This window comes from Nonomuraea dietziae (assembly GCF_014195505.1).
GTDB classification, from domain to species: Bacteria; Actinomycetota; Actinomycetes; order Streptosporangiales; family Streptosporangiaceae; genus Nonomuraea; species Nonomuraea roseola.
Genome location: NZ_JACIBV010000001.1, coordinates 8,425,763 through 8,446,566, shown reverse-complemented (window position 1 = coordinate 8,446,566; position 20,804 = coordinate 8,425,763). Strand labels below are relative to the sequence as shown.

Annotated in this window: 13 protein-coding genes; 5 read left to right on the top strand and 8 right to left on the bottom strand. The window is 69.3% G+C overall.

Annotated features, from left to right (window positions below; genetic code table 11):
* Positions 1 to 90 precede the first annotated feature (90 nt).
* Together FHR33_RS40140 and FHR33_RS40135 are read left to right on the top strand one after the other, a co-directional pair.
* Positions 91 to 5,649, top strand: coding sequence for a WD40 domain-containing protein (locus FHR33_RS40140; protein ID WP_183659212.1), 5,559 nt, complete (start codon positions 91 to 93; stop codon positions 5,647 to 5,649).
* Between the two features lie 18 nt (positions 5,650 to 5,667).
* Positions 5,668 to 6,630, top strand: a complete 963-nt coding sequence (locus FHR33_RS40135; protein ID WP_183659210.1) for a hypothetical protein — start codon at positions 5,668 to 5,670, stop codon at positions 6,628 to 6,630.
* Here the strand turns inward: FHR33_RS40135 and coaE are convergent.
* Positions 6,620 to 7,207 (bottom strand): dephospho-CoA kinase, encoded by a 588-nt coding sequence (gene coaE, locus FHR33_RS40130; RefSeq protein ID WP_183659208.1) that lies wholly within the window; start codon positions 7,205 to 7,207, stop codon positions 6,620 to 6,622. The genes FHR33_RS40135 and coaE overlap by 11 nt on opposite strands.
* A 9-nt stretch (positions 7,208 to 7,216) precedes the next feature.
* Positions 7,217 to 7,663 (bottom strand): GNAT family N-acetyltransferase, encoded by a 447-nt coding sequence (locus FHR33_RS40125; RefSeq protein WP_183659206.1) that lies wholly within the window; start codon positions 7,661 to 7,663, stop codon positions 7,217 to 7,219.
* Between the two features lie 358 nt (positions 7,664 to 8,021).
* On the opposite strand from FHR33_RS40125, the gene FHR33_RS40120 reads away from it, so the two are divergent.
* Positions 8,022 to 9,161 carry an acyltransferase family protein gene (locus FHR33_RS40120; RefSeq protein ID WP_246452329.1) on the top strand — a complete coding sequence of 380 codons (1,140 nt, stop codon included), beginning with the start codon at positions 8,022 to 8,024 and terminating at the stop codon, positions 9,159 to 9,161.
* Between the two features lie 1,123 nt (positions 9,162 to 10,284).
* Here FHR33_RS40120 and rpsA read toward each other — a convergent pair.
* The 3 genes from rpsA to polA all read right to left on the bottom strand — a co-directional run bounded on the left by rpsA (position 10,285) and on the right by polA (position 16,845).
* Positions 10,285 to 11,769, bottom strand: coding sequence for a 30S ribosomal protein S1 (gene rpsA, locus FHR33_RS40115; protein ID WP_183659202.1), 1,485 nt, complete (start codon positions 11,767 to 11,769; stop codon positions 10,285 to 10,287).
* 224 nt (positions 11,770 to 11,993) lie between these two features.
* Positions 11,994 to 13,076, bottom strand: a complete 1,083-nt coding sequence (locus tag FHR33_RS40110) for a polysaccharide deacetylase family protein (protein ID WP_312895950.1) — start codon at positions 13,074 to 13,076, stop codon at positions 11,994 to 11,996.
* A 1,078-nt stretch (positions 13,077 to 14,154) separates the two neighbouring features.
* Positions 14,155 to 16,845 carry a DNA polymerase I gene (gene polA / locus FHR33_RS40105; protein WP_183659198.1) on the bottom strand — a complete coding sequence of 897 codons (2,691 nt, stop codon included), beginning with the start codon at positions 16,843 to 16,845 and terminating at the stop codon, positions 14,155 to 14,157.
* A 92-nt stretch (positions 16,846 to 16,937) separates the two neighbouring features.
* Here polA and FHR33_RS40100 point away from each other — a divergent pair, with 92 nt between their 5' ends.
* Positions 16,938 to 17,309 (top strand): PaaI family thioesterase, encoded by a 372-nt coding sequence (locus FHR33_RS40100; RefSeq protein WP_183660585.1) that lies wholly within the window; start codon positions 16,938 to 16,940, stop codon positions 17,307 to 17,309.
* Positions 17,310 to 17,463: 154 nt separating this feature from the next.
* Here the strand turns inward: FHR33_RS40100 and FHR33_RS40095 are convergent, their stop codons facing one another.
* The 3 genes from FHR33_RS40095 to FHR33_RS40085 are packed head-to-tail and all read right to left on the bottom strand — an operon-like array spanning position 17,464 to position 20,036.
* Positions 17,464 to 18,228, bottom strand: coding sequence for an amino acid ABC transporter ATP-binding protein (locus FHR33_RS40095; RefSeq protein ID WP_281388224.1), 765 nt, complete (start codon positions 18,226 to 18,228; stop codon positions 17,464 to 17,466).
* Entirely contained in the window at positions 18,225 to 19,112 is an 888-nt protein-coding gene (locus tag FHR33_RS40090) for an amino acid ABC transporter permease (protein ID WP_183659196.1), read from the bottom strand. The genes FHR33_RS40095 and FHR33_RS40090 overlap by 4 nt, the downstream gene beginning before the upstream one ends.
* Positions 19,113 to 19,115: 3 nt before the next feature.
* Positions 19,116 to 20,036 carry an ABC transporter substrate-binding protein gene (locus tag FHR33_RS40085; RefSeq protein WP_183659194.1) on the bottom strand — a complete coding sequence of 307 codons (921 nt, stop codon included), beginning with the start codon at positions 20,034 to 20,036 and terminating at the stop codon, positions 19,116 to 19,118.
* 198 nt (positions 20,037 to 20,234) lie between these two features.
* On the opposite strand from FHR33_RS40085, the gene FHR33_RS40080 reads away from it, so the two are divergent.
* Positions 20,235 to 20,762: a DUF4352 domain-containing protein gene (locus tag FHR33_RS40080; RefSeq protein WP_312895949.1), complete on the top strand. Its 528-nt coding sequence runs from the start codon at positions 20,235 to 20,237 to the stop codon at positions 20,760 to 20,762.
* Positions 20,763 to 20,804 lie beyond the last annotated feature (42 nt).

Below are 20,804 nucleotides of genomic sequence, written 5' to 3'. Positions count from 1 at the left end.
CGAGGTGGAAGGCGCCACCCATGGCGACAGCCTCCGTTGTCCATGACCATCAGGCTCCACAACCGCGGCCCCAGCGGGGATACTGGCGCAATGGCGCGTGACGGCAGGCCCACCGACATCTTCGTCAGCTACTCCCCCGCCGACACGGCCTGGGCCACCTGGATCGCTTGGGAACTGGAGTCCGCGGGCTACCGCACGATGATCCAGGCGTGGGACTTCGTGCCGGGCACCAACTTCATCGACTTCATGGACAGGGGCGTCAGCGAGGCGCAGGTCGTCGTCGCGGTGCTGTCGCGCAACTACCTGACCTCCCGCTACGGCCGCATGGAGTGGCAGGCCGCGCTCAGAGCCGCCCCCGACAACCCCTCCAGCAAGCTGATCACCGTCAGGCTCGAGGACGTGCCGCTCGAAGGGCTGCTGTCCACGATCACCTGGGTGGACCTGGTCGGCGTCACCGATCCTGCGAAGGCGCGCGGCATGCTGCTCAACCGCATCGCCGAGGCGGTGGCCGGGCGGGCCAAGCCGCACCTGCCGCCCGCCTTCCCGCACGGCCCCGCCGAGCCGCGGGCCGAGCAGGAGCCGCCGCCCTCCGCGGAGAGCATCGGCAGGGGCAGGAGGACACCCATGTCCGCTCCAGCGTTCCCGCTGGGCAGGGCCGAGGCGCGCACGCGCGACTCGCTCAGCGTGCTCCACCTCGGCGGCACCAGGTTCGGCAGGGCGCTGCCCGAGCCGGGCGAGCCGTTCACGCCCGAGGATCTGCAGGCGCGCATCTGGGCCGACCTGACCAGGATGCAGGACCAGGGGATGCCCAAGCCCGACCTGATGCTGGTCACCGGAGACCTGACGGAGTCGGGCACGCTCACCCAGTTCGGGCACGCGACACAGTTCCTGACGAGCCTGCGCGTGCTGCTCGGCCTGGAGCCGCAGCGCCTGGTCGTGGTCCCCGGGCCGCGCGATGTGACGAAGGCGGCCTCCAAGGCGTACTTCGCCACCTGCGAGGCCGACGACGTGCGGCCGCAGCCGCCGTACTGGCCGAAGTGGCGGCACTTCGCCGGCATGTTCGGCGAGCTGTACCACGAGGGGCCTATCTTCGACGGCAGCCAGCCGTGGAGCCTGTTCGAGGTGCCCGAGCTGCGCCTGGTCGTGGCCGGGCTCAACTCCACGATGGCGATGAGCCACCTGGAGAAGGACGCCTACGGCCTGGTCGGCGAGGCGCAGGCGGCCTGGTTCGCCGAGCGGCTGCGCGGCTACGAGGAGCGGTCGTGGCTGCGCCTGGGCGCGGTCGGCCACGCGCCCGGCGGGCTGCGTGACATCGCCTCGGTCGAGCGGCTGATCGGGCACCGGCTCAACCTGCTCTTCCACGGCCCGGGGCAGTCCGCCGACGGCACGGTGGGAGCGCCGCGCCGCCACCAGGTCGTCGAGTTCACCCCTACGGGCATCCGCACCTGGGTGCCCGACGCCGAGCCCGAGCGCACGCCGTACCAGTGGCGCTCGGCGTCGGCCACCTTCACCGGCGAGAACCCTCCCGAGCCGCCCAAGGCCGCGCCCGAGGTCGTCGGGCGCGAATCCAGCCCGACCGAGCTGCTGCTCGACCGCATCACCGAGGTGTGCGAGGCCAGGCATGAACGCATCAAGATCCGCAGGTTCGACGCCCATCTGGTGATGACCTACCCGGAGGACGGCTTCGTCCGCCAGCAGATGATCGCCGCCCACGTCGGCGAGCTCACCGCCGACCACGCCGACTCCCTCGTACGGCAGGCCCACGCCACCAGCCTCGCGCTGGAGCTCGTCTACCAGGGCCCGCCGCCCGCGAGGGCGCTGCGCGACGACCTCATGCGCAGGGGCATGAGGGTGCGCAGCTTCACCGAGTTCCAGGGCCTGCTCGACCTGTCGGAGTACGTCGCCGAGCAGTCCGTGCGCCTGCGCACCGACCGCCGCTACCCTCCCGACCTGTACGTCCCCCAGCGCTACCGCGAGCTCGACAGGCCCGCCCCCGAGATCAGGCAGGGCCTGACCGACGAGCTGATGCGGCTGCTCGGGGCCGACCACGGCAGGTTCCTGCTCGTGCTGGGCGACTTCGGGCACGGCAAGACCTTCGCCCTGCGCGAGCTGGCCAGACGCATCCCCTCCGAGCTGCCGCACCTCACGCCGATCCTCATCGAGCTGCGCGCGCTCGACAAGGCGCACTCCGTCGACGGGCTGGTCGCCGCGCACCTGGCCAACCACGGCGAGGAGCTGATCGACCTCAAGGCCTTCCACTACCTGCTGCGGCAGGGGCGCATCGTGCTGCTGTTCGACGGCTTCGACGAGCTGGTCACCCGCGTCACCTACGACAGGGCCGCCGACCATCTCACCACGCTGCTGGCCGCGGCCGAGGACAAGGCGAAGATCGTCGTGGCCAGCCGCACACAGCACTTCAAGTCGCACGGACAGGTGCTGACCACGCTCGGCGAGATGGTCGGCGTGCTGCCCCAGCGGCGGGTCTTCAGCGTCGAGGACTTCACCCACGGGCAGATCCGCTCCTACCTGGCCAACCGCTTCACCGACAGCGGCGAGGCCGAGGCCAGGATGTCCCTGCTCGAGGGCATCAAGGACCTGCTCGATCTCGGGCGCAACCCCCGCATGCTGAGCTTCATCGCCGACCTCGACGCCGAGCGCCTCCACACGGTCGCCACGGCCCGTCACACCATCAGCCCAGCCCTGCTGTACGAGGAGATCCTCAGCTCCTGGCTGGCCTTCGAGGAGCGGCGCACCAGCGTGCCGGGTGCGCCCGCGACGCTCACCACCGAGGAGCTCTGGCGGGCGGTGACGGCGCTGGCGCTGCGCCTGTGGGACTCCGGCGAGTCCTTCCTCGGCCTGGCCGAGCTGACCGAGATCGCCGAGACCCTCACCGACCTGGCCGACGGCCAGCTCACCAGCGTGCAGGCGGCCCACGCGATGGGCACAGGCAGCCTGATGGTCCGCACCGACGAGGGACTGTTCGGCTTCATCCACGCCTCGGTGATGGAGTGGCTGATCGCCAGGCATATCGCCGCCTCGCTCCCCGACTCCTCGCTGCTGGCCAGGCGACCCCTGTCGGCGCTGACCGTGGAGTTCCTCTGCGACCTGGCCGACGTCAGGGCCACTCAGAGCTGGGTGACCTCCGTGCTGGCCGACCCCGCCACCGACGACGTGGTGCGGGCCAACGCCGTCAAGATCCTTGCCAGGCTGCGCACGCCCGCCAAGGCCGACCTGCGCGGGGCGAACCTGCAGGGCGAGGACCTGTCGGGGCGTGATCTGCAGGAGGTGGACCTCACGGGCGCGCGGCTGGACGGAGCGACGCTCGCGGGCACCAACCTGTCCAGGGCGATCCTGAGAAACGCTCGGCTGACCGGAGCGCGCATGGACGGCGCCTCGCTGGTCGGGGCCGACCTGCGCGGCGCCGACCTGTCGGGGGCCAGGCTGTTCGGCGCCGACCTCAGCGACGCGGCCGTGGAGGGCAGCCGCTGGCACAGAGCCGCCCTGATCAACGTCACCGGCACCGTCCCCTCGCTGCCTGGCGCGGCGGTCGTGCCGAGAGATCGCGTCGAGATCGAGCTGGCACCCGCCGCCGTCGGCGTGCCGTACGGCTATCACTTCCAGACCAGCCGCCTGCCCGAGCCGATCGCCTACAGCCCCTCGGGCGCGCTGCTCGCGGTGGGCAACGAGGACGGCGGCGTGCTGCTGTGCGCGGGCGGTGTGCCCGTCCGCACGCTGCAGGGGCACAGGGGCCGCGTCTACGCCGTCACCTTCAGCGACGACCTGCTGGCCACCGGCGCCAGCGACGGCGCCGTCGTGCTGTGGGACCCTCTCACCGGCGAGCGCCTGCACACGCTGCGCGGCCACGCCGAAGGGGTGTGGCCCGTCAGGTTCAGCCCTGGGGGCGACCTGGTCATGGCGGGCGGCGGCGACGGCGTCGTCCGCATCTGGTCCACCGCGACGGGCGAGCTCCTGCACCGGCTGAGCGGCCACACCGCGCCCATCTTCACCGCCGTCTTCACCCCGTGGGGGCTGGTCACAGGAGACTCGGCGGGCACCGTCCGCGTCTGGAGCTCCGGCAGGCTGACCCGCACGCTCTTCTCCGGTCAGGGCGCGGTCTACCGCACCGCCTTCTCGGGCGACCTGCTCGCCACCGGCCACGAGGACGGCACGGTGCGCGTCTGGAGGGACGGCGAGCTCCTGCACACGCTGTCGGGGCACAGGGGACGCGTCTACTGCGTCGCCTTCTCCCCTGGCGGCGACCTGCTGGCCACCGGCGACATCGAGGGCGCGGTCCTGCTCTGGGACCCGCGCTCGGGCGAGTCCAGGGGCCCGCACACCACCCACAGGGCCGCCGTCTACCAGGTGACGTTCTCGCCCTCGGGCGAGTTGCTGGCCACCGGCGACTCCGACGGCACCGTCCGCGTGCAGCAGGTCGGCGGCTCCGCCAGGACCGAGCTGGCGGGGCACCGCAGCTCGGTGTGGCCCTTCTCCTTCCGCCCCGACGGCGCCCAGCTCGCCACCAGCAGCAACGACGGCACCACCAGGCTGTGGGACCCCGTCACCGGACAGTGCACGCGCGTCCTGCGCGGTCACGGCCGCCGCATCTCCTCCGTGGCCTTCAGCGCGGACGGCTCCATGCTGGCCACCAGCGGCAACGACGGCGTCGTCAGGATCTGGGAGCCGCGCACGGGCCGTCGCCTGCGGGAGTTCACCGGCGCCGCCGACCGGCTCATCTCGGCCGTCTTCTCCCCGGCCGGGCCCGTCCTGGCCACCGCCAGCAACGACGGCGGCGTCCACTTCTGGAACGCGGTCACCGGCGACCACGAACGCGAGCTGCACGTCGAGACCGACCACGTGTGGGCCGAGGCGTTCAGCCCCGACGGCTGGCACATCGCCACGGCCAACGACGACGACAGCGTCCGCATCTGGTACCGCCCCACCGCCCGCCTGGTCAGCGACCTCACCGAGCACAGGGGCAGGGTCCGCTCCATCGCCTTCAGCCCCGACGGCACCTTCGTGGCCACCGGCTGCGACGACAAGCTGATCAGGATCTGGCACTCCGAGTCGGGCGGCAGGGTGGCGACGCTCGAAGGTCACACCGACCGGGTCTACTCCGTCGTCTTCTCCCCCTCGGGCGAGCTGCTGGCCAGCGCGAGCAACGACGGCCGCGCCATGATCTGGGAGCTGCGCCCCGGCAGGCCGTGGGAGCCGCGCCTGCGCCACACCCTCTCGGGGCACGCGGGACGGCTGTGGAGCATCGCGTTCAACGCCTCGGGCACGCTGGTGGCCACCGGCGGCGACGACCTCACCGTGCGGGTGTGGGAGGTCGCCACGGGACGCCTCGTCCACACCCTGACCGGGCACTCCAGGCGCGTCCTGTCGGTGGCCTTCAGCCCCTCCTCTCCCTCACTGCTGGCCAGCGCGGGAGACGACGGCGTGGTGATCCTCTGGGAGGACGGCGTGCGCCGCGCCACCCTCCTCGGTCTGCCCGAGGGCTGGGCCGCGCTGGCGCCCGACGGCCGCTACAAGTGCCAGGGCGAGGTGGCAGGGCAGTTCTGGCACGTCATCGGCATGGCCAGATTCGAGCTGGGCGAGCTCGACCCGCATCTGCCCGCCGTACGCTCGGTCGCTCTGGACGCGGAGTTCTGATCGTGGTACTCGCGTGATATGACTGTCTTCGCGCGCCTGCGCGACATCGCCGGCAACCTCGACATCGTCGTGGTCTTCGTGGTGGCCCTCGTGGTGGGCGTCCTCGACCTGCTCAACGTCATCAAGGACGGCGAGGCCGACGGCGTCATCCTCCCGGTGCTCGCCGCGCTCGCCTTCGTCTGGATCAGGGACCGCTCCAGGCAACGCAAGGTAGCCGACCAGCTGGCCAGGGTCGCCACCACGACGGACGGCATGTGGTCGCTGCTCACCAGCGGCCAGTCGGTCATGACCCTCACGGGCCCCGCCATCAGCCGCGAGCTCACCGAGGCGCGCGCGGAGACCGACAGGTGGCTGTTCAAGGGCAGCACCGGCACCTTCACCCGTGCGGTCACGCTGCCCGAATGCCTTGAGCAGGCCCAGCGCCAGCGCCGGAGAATCACCTTCAGGCTGGAGATCCTCGACCCCTCCGACCTCGACCTGTGCGCCGCCTACACCCGCCTGCACCAGGACCTGGCGCCCAGCGGCTCGGAGGAGAAGGACTGGACCGAGCTCGGCACCCGCAGGGACCTCTACGCCACGATCCTGGCCGCCTGCTGGTACCGCCAGCGCAACCGCCAGCTGCTCGACATCGAGGTACGGCTCTCGCGAACCCTCTCGCTGTTCCGCTGGGACCTGTCGTGGAGCCGCCTGATCATCACCCAGCGCGGCCCCGCCTTCCCCGCCGTGGCCATCCCTCGCGGCAGCCCCCACTACAACCTGTGGGCCACCGAGCTGGAGAACAGCCTCAGCCAGGCCACCAGGCTCCCCCTGGAGCTGGCGACGCCGCTCAGCGAGCAGCCCACGGCCGAGGAGGCGCAGCGGCTGTTCACGGCCATCGGGCTGACCGTCGATCTCGACCCGGACGATCTGCGGGAGATCGCGCGCATCGCCCTCGACCACCTCGACCCCTACCGGGACAAGATCCCGACGCTCAACCTCTGAGGCGCTTCCACACCTGCGCGACCCTGGCGTCGAGCTCCTCCAGCGTGCCCTCGTTCGGGATCACGACATCGGCGACGCCCAGCCGCTCCTCCCTCGAGGCCTGGGCGGCGATACGGGCCCTGGCGTCCTGCTCGGACATGCCCCTGACCCTCGTCAGCCGGTCGAGGCGCACCTCGTCAGAGGCGTCGACCACGATCACGACCTCGTACATGGGGGCCAGCTTGTTCTCCACCAGCAGCGGGACGTCGTAGACCACCACGGCGTCGTCGGGCGCCTGCCGCTGCAGCTCCTCCACCCGCTCACCCACCAGGGGATGGACGATGCCGTTGAGGGCGGCCAGCCTGTCGGAGTCGGCGAACACGATCGCGCCGAGCTTCTCCCTGTTCAGCGAGCCGTCCTCGCGCAGGATCTCCTCGCCGAAGGCGGCCACCACCCTGGCCAGCCCCTCGGAGCCCGCCTCGACCACCTCACGGGCGATCTTGTCGGCGTCGATCACCACGGCGCCCCGCTCAGCGAGCCTCCTGGAGACCTCGCTCTTCCCCGACCCGATGCCTCCGGTCAGACCCACTCTCAGCATGAGCGCAGCCTAGCCGCGCCGAAGGTGCACCAGGGTCATATGGTCATCCATCCGTTCCCTGTGGGTCTCTTTGTAGCCAAGTCGCCGATACAGCCGCAGATTCCCCTCCGACAGGTGCCCGGTGAACAGGTCGAACGCCTGGGCCTGCGGCACCTGCTCGTGGAGGGCCTCCAGCAGCGCCCTGCCGATGCCGCGCCCCTGGGCGTCGGGCGCCACCACGAGCCGCCCGACCAGGCAGGTGGTGCCCGCCAGCTGCCCCCTGACCGCGCCCACGATCCGCTCGCCCTGGCGGGCCTTGAGGACCACGCCGTTCTCGATCGCCCTGCGCACCTGCTCCACGGACTCCACCAGCGGGGGGATGAACGGGTCACCGTACAGCTGGGCCTCGCTGACGTAGGCCGCCCTCTGTACGGTCAGAATCTCTCCGGCGTCCGTGCCCACCGCCCGCGCGATCATCCCCCCACCCTAGCCGGGCGCCTCTCCGATATCCCTGTGGTACGGCAAGCCCAAGCGCCTCCCTGGGCATGGGGCCGGCGCCTGTCCAGGGAGGCGTATCACCGAGCGCCCGCCCCACGGCCAACTTGGGGGCGTATCGGATCGAGGAGTTGGCGGAGTGCCCAGAAGTCGGAAGGCGTTCGAGGCGAAGCCGTGGGTTGGCTGCGCGGGTGGGCTGCGCGGGTGGGCGGCGCGGGTGTTGTTGTGGTGGCGTTCGAGAGAGAACGTCCGGGCTTGGGGGAAGTAGGCGATCAGGGTTCGATAGGTTGGCTAGATGTCGATTGCCCGCACATCCGCACGACAGAGCGAATCCTCCGCTTTGTCGCGCCTGGCGTGGCTCGACGCGTTGCGCGGCATCGGAGCCGTCGCCGTGGTGGCCGAGCACATGCTGCCCTGGGTGATCCCGTCCCTGCGTCCGTACTGGTTCAACCTCGGCATGTACGGCGTCCTGGTGTTCTTCCTGGTCAGCGGCTACATCATCCCCACCTCACTGGAGCGTCGCGGCGACGTCGGCGGCTTCTGGATCGGCAGGGTCTTCCGCCTCTACCCGCTCTACCTCACTGTGATCGCCCTGGTCATGGCCACCTCGTGGTGGATGCCGATCCGCAGGGAGGTCCCGCGCGACTCCTCCTCGATCGCCGCGCACGCCACGATGCTCCAGGACGTCCTCGGCACCGGCGCCGCCGTCGACACCATGTGGACCCTGGCCTACGAGATGGTCTTCTACCTCCTCGTCACCACCCTGTTCGTCATCGGCGTGCACCGCCGCAGCGGCCCCATCGCGATCGGATTCGGCGCCGCCGCCGTGGTCAGCGGCCTGCTGATGGCCGCCGCCCCGATCGCGCCCGGCCCGTGGCCGTCCTGGCTGGCCTTCGCGATCTTCTTCGCGGGCCTCGCCTGCCTGATCTCCGGCAGGTTCCGTACGGTCGCCGCCTACGTCATGGGCGCCGGCGCGCTCGCCCTGCTGGTGCTGAGCAGCAGGGTGCCGTGGTTCGGGCTGGCGATCCTCGCGGTGATGTTCGCGGGAACGGCGATCCAGCGGTGGGAGCGCCGCGAGGGCCCGCTGTGGCCGGTGGCCGTCACCGCCGTGTTGGTCGCGCTGGCCCCCGCGTGGGCGATCCACGCGGGCTGGTGGTGGGTGCGTCCGGGCGTGTGGATCACCACTCTCGTCCTGGCCGGCGCGACGTTCGCCCTGGCGATGGCGCTGCGAAGCCGTGAGACCTTCCGGTTCCTGGCGTGGCTCGGCATGATCAGCTACTCGCTCTACCTGCTGCATCACCCGCTGCTGCGCTACTTCGTGAGCCTGACCGGCGACCTGCGCAGGTCGCCGCTGGCGATCCAGGCGCTGATGGGCACGCTGTTCGTGGGGCTGGTGCTGGCGGCCAGCTGGCTGACCTACCGCTTCGTCGAGATCCCCATGCAACGCCTGGGCCGCCACCTCGCCACCCGCCGAACCTGACCCGCCCCACACCTCGCACTTCCCCCGCCCTCACCACCGTGGCCCACGAGCCGACCTCCGACCCCGCCGCACACCACGCTTCCCTGGCACTCACGCACCCACCGAGCCGACTGCCCCGCCCACACCTCCCGCCTCCGCCACACTCGCGACCGAGGCGCCGAGCCTGCCAAGCTGCCGAGGTGCCGAGTCGCCAAGCCTGCCGAGGTGCCGAGCGGGCCGTCCGTTGAGATACCGGCCGAGAGCGTTCGGTGATGCGTATCCCTCCACTCACCACATCCACCAAGTCGACTGCCCCGCACACACCTCGCGCCTCCATCGCACTCCCACGGAGCTTCCGAGCCTGCCGAGGTGCCGAGGTGCCGGGCTTGCCGAGGTGCCGAGGCCATCGAGGGCGGGCCGTCCTTTGAGATACCGGCCGAGAGCGCTCGGTGATGCGTATCCCTGAACTCACCACACCCACCAAGCCGACTGACCCGCTCACACCTCACGCCTCCATCGCACTCCCACGGAGCTTCCGAGCCTGCCGAGGTGCCAAGCTGCCGGGCTTGCCGAGGTGCCGAGGCCATCGAGGGCGGGCCGTCCTTTGAGATACCGGCCGAGAGCGCTCGGTGATGCGTATCCCTCCACTCACCACACCCACCAAGCCGACTGCCCCGCACACACCTCGCGCCTCCATCACACTCACGACCGAGGTGCCGGGTGCCGAGGTGCCGAGGTGCTCTCGAGGGCGGGCCGTTCGTTGGGGTGCGGGCCATGAGCGCTCGGTGATGCGTATCCCTGGACAGACGCCCGCCCCGCGCCCAGGGTGGCGCGTGAGGGGGCATGCCGTACAACACCCGAGTAGCTACGGGATCGCCGTACAACACCCGAGCGGGAAAGGGTCTGCCGTACAACCCCCGAACGTGAACCGGCCCGCCGTACGACGCCAGAACGGGAACGGGCCTGCCGTACGACAGCCGAACCGGCTCGCCGTACGACGCCCGAACGGCACCGGCCCGCCGTACAACACCCGAACGGGAACAGGCGTGCCGTATGACGCCAAGTTGTGGGACGGCGAAAAGGTCGAGCCCCGCACGGAGGTCCGTGCGGGGCTCGACCTTTTCGTCTAGCTCAGCTCACGCGGTCAGCTCTGGCCGCCCGCGAGCTTCTCGCGAAGGGCCGCGAGAGCCTCGTCCGAAGCGAGCGCACCGGCGGCCGGAGCCGAGGAGGTGCTGCTGCTGCTGGACGGGGCCGGGGTCTCGCCGGTGTAGGTCGAGGGGACCTCGCCCGCCTCGGCCTCGGCCTTGCGGGCCTCCTCGATCTGCTTCTTGTGAGCCTCGAAGCGGGTCTGCGCCTCGGCGTACTGGCGCTCCCACTCCTCACGCTGCTTGTCGAAGCCCTCGAGCCACTCACCCGTCTCGGGGTCGAAGCCCTCGGGGTAGATGTAGTTGCCCTGGTCGTCGTAGGTGGCCGCCATGCCGTACAGCGTCGGGTCGAACTCGACCTCGGCGCCGACGCCCTCGTTGGCCTGCTTCAGCGAGAGGCTGATGCGGCGACGGTCGAGGTCGATGTCGATGATCTTCACGAAGATCTCGTCGCCGACCTGGACGACCTGCTCCGGGATCTCCACGTGGCGCTCGGCCAGCTCGGAGATGTGGACCAGGCCCTCGATGCCCTCCTCGACCCGGACGAACGCACCGAACGGCACCAGCTTGGTGACGCGGCCGGGGACGACCTGGCCGATCTGGTGGGTACGGGCGAACTGCTGCCACGGGTCTTCCTGCGTCGCCTTGAGCGAGAGGGAGACGCGCTCGCGCTCCATGTCGACGTCGAGAACCTCGACGGTGACCTCCTGGCCGACCTCGACAACCTCGGAGGGGTGGTCGATGTGCTTCCAGGACAGCTCGGAGACGTGAACCAGACCGTCAACGCCGCCGAGGTCCACGAACGCACCGAAGTTGACGATCGAGGACACGACGCCCTTGCGGACCTGGCCCTTCTGCAGGGTGTTGAGGAAGGTCTGGCGGACCTCGGACTGCGTCTGCTCGAGCCAGGCACGGCGGGACAGGACCACGTTGTTGCGGTTCTTGTCCAGCTCGATGATCTTGGCTTCGAGCTCGCGGCCGACGTAGGGCTGCAGGTCGCGAACACGGCGCATCTCGACCAGGGACGCCGGCAGGAAGCCACGGAGGCCGATGTCGAGGATGAGACCACCCTTGACGACCTCGATGACGGTGCCGGTGACGATGCCGTCCTCGTCCTTGATCTTCTCGATCGTGCCCCAGGCGCGCTCGTACTGGGCGCGCTTCTTGGACAGGATCAGGCGACCCTCCTTGTCCTCCTTCTGGAGAACCAGGGCCTCGACGTGCTCGCCGACCTCGACAACATCAGCCGGGTCGACATCGTGCTTGATCGAGAGCTCACGCGAGGGAATGACACCCTCGGTCTTGTAACCGATGTCGAGCAAGACCTCGTCTCGATCGACCTTGACGACGGTGCCCTCGACGATGTCGCCGTCGTTGAAGTACTTGATGGTCTCGTCGATCGCGGCGAGGAAGGCCTCTTCGGAACCGATGTCGTTGACCGCTACCTGCGGGGTGCTCGAGGTGGCCTCGGTGCTGCTCGTCATGTGTGGAATTGCTCCGAACGCGGACAGATGTCGATGTGGCGGACGCGCAGCAGGCTCTCTTCCGCATCAAGCCGAGGATGACGTCATCGACGAGACCGAGCGCGAGCCCGCTCCGTCTGAGGCGCGCGCGAGCCCACAGCGCAGCGATCAGCATATGAGACCTGGCGACCGGGGTCAATCCGAGGACACGGGACGGCAAGAGACGCAAAGGCGTGCGAGGCCACCTAGTAGGGGTTGACCTGCCCGATCCGCTTGGCAGTGATATTACCCCGAGATTTCCGCGGGATGGAGATCCGTTGGGGGTCTCCGTCGGAGACAAAGCGCTCACCAGGGTGTTTGTTCAGCCACTCCAGCCAATACTGCGAGCACCACTTGCGGCACTCGCCTCGCTTGCCGTTGCTCTGAATCCGCTGGATCGCGTTTCGGTCAAATTTTTTCGCGTATGGCGAAAGCGAGGGTTCGGCCCCCGCGAGGAAGACGCCGGCGAAATCGTAGGACATGCCGCCCCATGATCCCGTTCTGGCGACCTTCTTCGGGTGCGGCATCGAGCCGAACGGCAGCGCCAGCGTGTCGCTGAGCGGCGCGCCGAGCTTCTTCAGCAGCCGTTCGAGCCGGACGATCTGCTCCCTGACCTTCTTCTTGGGCAGGACACCCAGGTTCGGATGGCCCCAGGTGTGGTTGGCCACCTCGAACCCGTGCTCGTTCAGCCACTGCACGGCCTTGGCCTGGTCGGACTGGCTCTGCAGACCGAAGGGGTAGCTGTTGATCCAGAAGGTCGCGACGGGCCTGAAGTCCGGATACTTCCTCGCCACGTCGTAGATGATCGCGACCGCGGTGTCCTTCTTCGGCGCGCCCTGGGCGTCCAGCGCGAAGTGGCTGGCGTGCCCGTCGTCGAAGGTCAGCACGACGGGGAACTTGCCAGCGGGCACTCTGATGTCGCCGGTCGCGAACTCCCTGGCGGTGATCGGCACGTACCCCTGCCTGGCCAGCTTTTCCAGCTCCTGCCGGAGCTGGGAGGGCGTGCGGTCGATCGAGGCCAGCCGCTTCTTCATGATCCGGTGGTACATGATCACCGGGATGAGTCCGAGCTCGTTGGCCTTGACCTGCTTGGCGAACTCGGGGGTCGCCGTGACCGGCTGCGGCGGCTCGCCGCTGGGCAGATCCGGCGCGGTCTCCGGCGCGGCCTCGGGCTGTGTGGAGGACGGCGCGGACGGCTGCACGGTGCCGACCGCCGCTGCCTTCCCCGGGACAGGTTCGCCCGCGGTGGGAAGCACCAGCAGGGCGATGACCGCGACAGTGACGATCACGATGTTGGCTATCCCGATGACGCGCGTCAGGGATGCTGAATTCCGCACAGAACTCCCGTGCTCATCGAGGCCAGACCAACCAGACCACCCTAGACCAGATCACCCCAAGGGCTCTCACGATCACCGGGCCCGGCATGTGCATTTCATCCCCGGCTACCCCCGCCCTCCCCCGCAAACCCCTCCTTTCACGATCCCGTGGGTCCTGGAGTCCATGGCCGGAGTTCACCCCCTCACGGACCCGTGGGCGTCGAGCACCCCGTGGGCGAACATCGCAGGGCCAACGGGTCGAGGGATCCGAGGTCCACGGCCGAAGTTCGCCCCCTCACGAACCCATCGACGTCAAGCGGCCCGTGGGCGAACATCGCAGACCCGACGGGTCGAGGAGTCCGGGATCCGTGGGGCAGCATGCGTTCGCTACGCCATGGAGGTCGAGCGGTCCATCGGCTGACACCTGCGAGAGTCGAGGACCCACAGACCGCATCCCCCCACGAACCCACCAAGGCCCAGCTACCCATGAACCAGCATCCACCGCCACGACCCCAACGAGGTCAAGCGATCCATGAGCCGACGCCCGGGAGAGTCGAGGACCCACAGACCGGCATCCCCCACGACCTACCAAGGTCGAGCGCCCCATGAGGCGGGGTGGAGGCGGCGGAGGGTCGTCGTCTGTCAGGCGGTCGGCCTTCGGGGCGCGAGGGCGCGACAGACGCGGGCACCCCATCTCGCCCCCCACCGAGTCGGAGCGGCCCGGTCGGCGGTCCGATTGGTGGTCGTCTGGCAGCGGGGTTGGCGGCGGGGTGCCTCACGCCGTTCGGACACGGCGACTCGCGGCTGCCCAGGAAGCGACCCCGACGTCTCCGAGCCCCGCCCCGTAGGGCTGGAGTGGCGTGATGGACGGACGCCGACCACGCGCCCACAGTGGCCTCTCCCGTGCTGTGCCGTACAGGAGAGGCCAGAACGCGCGCCGTACGAGAGACGGGAACGCCCGGACGCGCGCCGTACGAGAGACGGGAACGCCCGGACGCGCCATACGAGAGACAGAAACTCCCGGATGAGGGTGGGGGTCTGCGGCGGGCGGTCAGTGGCCGGCGTCCTCCCAGGTGCGGCCGATGCCGACGGAGACCTCCAGCGGCACGCGGAGGCTGTAGGCGGAGTTCATCTGGTCGGTCACCACCTGGCGCAGCATCTCCAGCTCGCCCGGCGCGACCTCGAAGACCAGCTCGTCGTGCACCTGCAGCAGCATGCGCGACCGCAGCCCCTCCTCGCGCAGCGCCTGGTGCACGTTGAGCATCGCGACCTTGATGATGTCGGCCGCCGACCCCTGGATCGGGGCGTTGAGCGCCATGCGTTCGGCCATCTCGCGTCGCTGCCGGTTGTCGCTGGTCAGGTCGGGCAGGTAGCGGCGGCGTCCCATGATCGTCTCGGTGTAGCCGTCCTTGCGGGCCTGGGTGACGATCTCGTGGAGGAAGTCGCGCACGCCGCCGAACTCCTCGAAGTACTCCTCCTTGAGCGCCCGCGCCTCGGCGACGGGGATGTTGAGCTGCCCCGACAGGCCGAAGTCGGACAGCCCGTAGGCCAGGCCGTAGTTCATCGCCTTGATGCGGGCGCGCAGCTCGCCGTCGACCTGCTCGGGCGGCAGGTCGAAGACGCGCGCGGCGGTGGCCTGGTGGAAGTCGTGGCCCGACTCGAAGGCGGCGATCAGCGCCTCGTCGCCCGACAGGTGGGCCATGATGCGCAGCTCGATCTGGCTGTAGTCGGCGGTGAGGAGCGTCTCGTAGCCCTCGCCCACGACGAAGCCCTGCCTGATGCGGCGGCCCTCGGCGGTGCGGATCGGGATGTTCTGCAGGTTGGGCTTCTCGCTCGACAGGCGCCCCGTGGCCGCGACGATCTGGTTGAAGGTCGTGTGGATGCGCCCGTCGTCGGTGATCTCCTTGATCAGGCCCTCGACCGTGGTGCGCAGCTTCTGCTGGTCGCGGTGGCGCAGCATGATGATCGGCAGCTCGTGGTCGGTCTGGGTGGCGAGCCAGGTGAGCGCGTCGGCGTCGGTGGTGTAGCCGGTCTTGGTCTTCTTCGTCTTGGGCAGGTTGAGCCTGACGAAGAAGATCTCCTGCAGCTGCTTGGGCGAACCCAGGTTGAACGGCTCGCCGACCACGCGGTGCGCCTCCTCGACGGCCTGTTTGACCGCCGCGCCGAACTCCGCCTCGAGCCCCGCGAGGTACTGGCGGTCGGCGGCGATGCCGGCCCGCTCCATCTGGGCCAGGACGGTCAGCAGCGGCAGCTCGACCTCCTCGAGCAGCTGGGTGCCGCCGCGCCCCGCAAGGAACGTCTCCAGCGACTGGGCCAGCTCGCGCACCGCGTGGGCGCGCAGCGCGAGGTCCTTGGCGGGCGCGTCGTCGTCGTCGCCGAACAGCGCGGCCTGCCCGCCCGACTCCTCCTCGACCTTGAGGTCGCGGTTGAGGTAGCGGCGGGCCAGGTCCTCCAGGGCGAAGGTGCGCTGCCCCGGCATCGCCAGGTAGGCGGCGAGCGCCGTGTCGCACGTGAGACCTCTGAGCTCCATCCCCTGGGCCCACAGAGCCAGCATGGGGCCCTTGGCGTCGTGGACGGCCTTGGGCCTCGCCGGATCGCCCAGCCACGCCCTGAGGGCCGTTTCGTCCGCTTCTGTGAGCCTTGTGGGATCGATGTGGGCGGCGGTGCCGTCGGGCGAGGCGATCGCGATGCCGTCGATGCGGCCGGTGCCGCTGCCGTACGCGCCCTTGAAGGCCAGCCCGGCGCGGCCCTCGGGCAGCGCCGACAGCCACCCCGTGACCCTGTCGGGGCCGAGGATCACGGTCTCGACCTCGAAGCCCTGCTCGGGCTCCGCCTCGCCGGTGCCGAGCACCTTGAAGACGCGCTCGCGCAGCTCGCCGCGGATCTGGAGGGTGTCGAAGAGCTTGTTGATCTCCTCGCGGTCCCACGCGCCCTGCTGCAGGTCGGTCAGGTCGACGTCGAGCGGGACGTCGCGCATCAGCTCGGTGAGGCGGCGGTTCATGAGCACCTGGGCGACGTGCTCGCGCAGCTTGTCGCCGACCTTGCCCTTGACCTCGTCGACCCTGTCGACCAGCGCCGTCAGCGAGCCGAACTCGCGCACCCACTTGGCCGCGGTCTTCTCCCCCACGCCGGGGATGCTCAGCAGGTTGTCGCTGGGGTCGCCGCGCAGCGCGGCGAAGTCGGGGTACTGCTGCGGGGTCAGGTCGTACTTCTCGACGACCGCCTCGGGCGTGAACCTGGTCATGTCGCTGATGCCGCGCCTGGTCATCAGCACCGTGATCTCGGAGCTGACCAGTTGCAGCGCGTCGCGGTCGCCGGTGACGATCAGCACGTTCATGCCCTCGGCGGCGGCGCGGGTGGCCAGCGTCGCGATCAGGTCGTCGGCCTCGTAGCCGGGCAGGGACAGGTGCGGGATGCGCATGGTGTCGAGCAGCTCGTAGATCAGCTGCATCTGCCCGCGGAAGTCTTCGGGGGTCTCGCTGCGGTTGGCCTTGTACTCGGTGTACTCGACATGCCTGAAGGTCGGCTCGGACCTGTCGAAGCAGACTGCCACGTTGGTCGGCTGCTCGTCACGCAGGATGTTGGTCAACATCGAGGTGAACCCGTAGACCGCCTCGGTGTGCTGACCGTCGCTGGTCATCAGGTTGGCGTCCTTCAGGGCGTAGAACGCGCGATAGGCAAGGGAATGCCCATCCAGGAGCAGCAGGCACGGACGGGCGGGGGTCGCTTCACTCTTCGGCACAACCGCAGCCTAGTCTCCAGGTGCGACAGAATGCCTGGGCACTAGGTACAGGAGGCTTCCCCTTGACGTTCGACATCGCCGTCATCGAAGAGATGAACAAGGGCACGCTGGGCGAGCGCGTGGGCATCGAGTTCGTCGAGGTCTCCGCCGAGCGGGTGGTGGCCAGGATGCCGGTGAAGGGCAACACCCAGCCGTACGGCCTGCTGCACGGGGGCGCCTCGGTGGTGCTGGCAGAGTCGCTCGGCTCCATCGGCGCGGCCATCCACGCGGGCGAGGGCAGGATCGCGGTCGGCATCGAGATCAACGCCACCCACCACCGCTCGGCCTCCGAGGGCTACGTCACGGGCGTGGCGACCAGGCTGCACGGCGGCAGGTCGCTGGCCAGCTACGAGGTGGAGATCACCGATGAGCAGGGCCGCAGGGTGTGCACCTCCCGCATCACCTGCATGCTGCGAGACGCCTGAGTGACACGCGCGACTTGGGCGCTCTCTTTGCGCGGGGACCCCGCGGGTCGCTACCGTTGAGCCCATCAGAGCCCGCGGGGAGGCCCAGTAGATAACGTGTAGGGCCGGGGAAGCCCTACACGGCCCCAAAAGCCTCCCCCGGGTTCGTCTCGTCTCAGAGCACCTTCGACAGGAAGAGCTTCGTCCGCTCGTGCTGCGGATTGGTCAGCACCTCGCGAGGCGATCCCTTCTCCACGACGATGCCGTCGTCCATGAACACCAGCGAGTCGCCGACCTCACGGGCGAATCCCATCTCGTGGGTCACCACGATCATGGTCATCCCCTCGCGGGCCAGGTCGCGCATGACGTCCAGCACCTCGCCGACCAGCTCGGGGTCGAGCGCCGAGGTCGGCTCGTCGAAGAGCATCAACTTGGGCTGCATGGCCAGCGCCCGCGCGATCGCGACGCGCTGCTGCTGTCCTCCGGAGAGCTGGGCGGGGTAGCTGCGCATCTTCGCCGCCAGCCCCACGCGCTCCATCAGCTCCTCGGCCCTTGTCCGCACGACGGAGGCGGGCTCACCCTTGACGCGCTGGGGCGCCTCCATGACGTTCTCCAGCGCCGTCATGTGCGGGAAGAGGTTGAAGCGCTGGAACACCATGCCGATGTCCTTGCGCTGCGCGGCGACCTCCCGCTCCTTGAGCTCGTGGAGCTTGCCGCCGTGCTCGCGGTAGCCGATCAGCCTGCCGTCGACGTACAGCCGGCCGGCGTTGACCTTCTCCAGGTGGTTGATGCAGCGCAGGAAGGTCGACTTGCCCGATCCGGAGGGGCCGATGACGCACATCACCTCGCCGTTGAGCACCTCGAGGTCGATGCCCTTGAGCACCTGGACGTGACCGAAGTCCTTGCAGACCTGCTCGGCCCTGACCATCACGTCGCTCATGCCGTACCGCCTATGAATCTGACGCGGCCGCCGCCTGGATGCGACCCCTTGGCGTAGTAGCGCTCGATGTAGAACTGTCCGATCATCATGATCGACGACAGGATCAGGTACCAGATGCACGCCATGATCAGCATCGGGATGACCTGGTAGGTCGAGGCGTAGATCGTCTGTGCGGTGAAGGTCAGCTCCAGGTACGGGATGGCCGCCACCAGCGAGGTGTTCTTCAGCATCGAGATGGCCTCGTTGCCGGTCGGCGGGACGATGACGCGCATCGCCTGCGGCAGCACGATCCTGCGCATCGTGTGCATGCGCGTCATGCCGAGCGCCTGCGCCGCCTCCTGCTGTCCCGGGTCGACCGACAGGATGCCCGCCCTGATGATCTCGGCCATGTAGGCCGCCTCGTTGAGGATCAGGCCGAGCGCGGCCATCAGCGCCGCGCTGTAGAGCGCGTTGGTCGGCCAGGTGACGAACTCGGGGCCGAACGGGATGCCGATCCCGAACTGCGGGAACAGCGCGCCGATGTTGCCCCAGATGAGCAGCTGCGTGTAGAGCGGCGTGCCCCTGAACACCCACAGGTACAGCCACGACGCCCCGCGCATGAGCGGGTTGGGCGAAAGGCGCATGAGCGCGAGCACGATGCCGAGGCTCACGCCGCCGAGCATCGCGGCGATCGTCAGCCAGATCGTGTTGCGGACGCCGTTCAGCACGGGCGGTGAGAAGAAGTACTTCCACTGCTCGGCCCAGTTGTAGTTGGCGTTGGTGACGATGTTGCTCACCAGCATCGCGGCGAGCACCACGATGACCGCGGCGGCCACCCATCTGCCCGGATGCCGGACGGGCACGGCCCTGATCGTCTCGGGCCGCACCCTCTCCGTGTCGGTCATGAGCTATCCCTGCGCGCCGTTGATCACCGGGTCGGTGACGGCACCGTCGGCGACGCCCCACTTGTCGAGGATCGACTTGTAGGTGCCGTCGGCGATGACCTCCTTGACAGCGGCCAGCCAGGCGTCCTTGAAGGTGCCGGAGTTCTTGCCGATCGCGTAGCCGTACGGCGCGGTGTCGTAGGCCTGGCCGATGATCTCCAGCTTGTCGCCGGTCTGCTTCACCGCGTAGCCGACGATGGGCGAGTCGGCGAGCATGCCGTCGATCTTGCCGGACACCAGGTCGGCGTTGACCTCGGTCTGCTGCTTGCGCACGACCTGGTCGATGGCGGGCTTGCCGGCCTTGACGCACGCGTCGCTCTTGGCCTTGATGTCGTCCACCTGGACGGTGCCCTGCTGGACGCCGATCTTCTTGCCGCAGGCGTCCTCGGGGTTGACCCCCTTCGGGTTGCCCTTCTGGGCGGCCCACGCGGTGCCGGCGGAGTAGTAGGTGACGAAGTCGACGACCTTCTCGCGCTCCTTGTTGTCGGTGAAGGAGGAGGCGCCGAGCTCGTACTTGCCGGACTGCAGGCCCGGGATGATCGTGTCGAAGCCCGCGTTCTGGAACTCGGCGGTCAGGCCGAGCTTGCCCGCGATGGCCTCCACCAGCTCGACGTCCCAGCCCACGATCTTCTGCGAGGCGGGGTCGACCGACTCGTTCGGCGGGTAGGAGGCGTCTACGCCCACGATGAGCTTGCCGTCGGACTTGATCGCGTCGGGCACCATCGCCGCGAGCGTGTTCTGCGCGCTGGGGGCGGCCGAGGTGGCTCCGGTGGCAGCGGGCGTGGCGCCGGTCTCGCCGCCACCGCCGCCGCAGGCCGTGAGCGCCAGCGCGCCCGCGACGACGAACGAGCCAGCCGCCAGCGCGCGGCGGGAAACAGTAGCCATACTCACAACGGTCCCCTTCGGTTCCGGGTCTTGTCGCAGAGATGCTCCCGCAAGCTTGTCACCAGGCAGATCACCGCTCAGACACAATCGGACAACTTCCTACAAGCGTATGTCTTTCGCCATAGGCCAAATATCATGTCAACATCACTTATGGGCGAAACCTGTCACAGGCTTCCCACCCACTCGTACGGTTGCCACGTGCGCCGACCCCTTCTCATCGCCTGCGTCGTGGCGGCTCTGGCGTCCTGCAGCCCGGAACCGGCGAAGCCGCAGGCGAAACCCACCTACGACCTGCCCGCCCGGCAGGTCCGCGCCAACGAGACCCCGATCCACGCCGCCCCCGTCAACGACGGCGACGCGCGCTTCCAGGTGATCGGCCTGCAGGCCGGTCAGGCCAGCCTCTCAGGCAGCCATGCCGAATGGCCCGCCAAGGGACAGTTCGTCACTGTCCGTGTCGTGGTGGAAAATCCGGGAAGATCCACATCCAGGTTCGACGCGCGCAAGCAGCGCCTGATCACGGCGGACGGCCGCGCCTTCCCCATCGACGACCCCGCGCAGATCACCAAGCGCCAGCCCCTGGAGATCTCCGTGGGCTCGGGTGTGCGCATCGAGCTCGACCTCTGGTTCGACATCCCCAAGGACGCCAAACCCGCCGCCGTCAAGCTGTACGGCGACCCACCCATCGGCTACCCCAGCACCGAAGGCGTGCAGGTCCCGTTGAAGTAGGGGCAGGAAACGAGAGGGGCGGGGCCCATGAAGGCGCCCCGC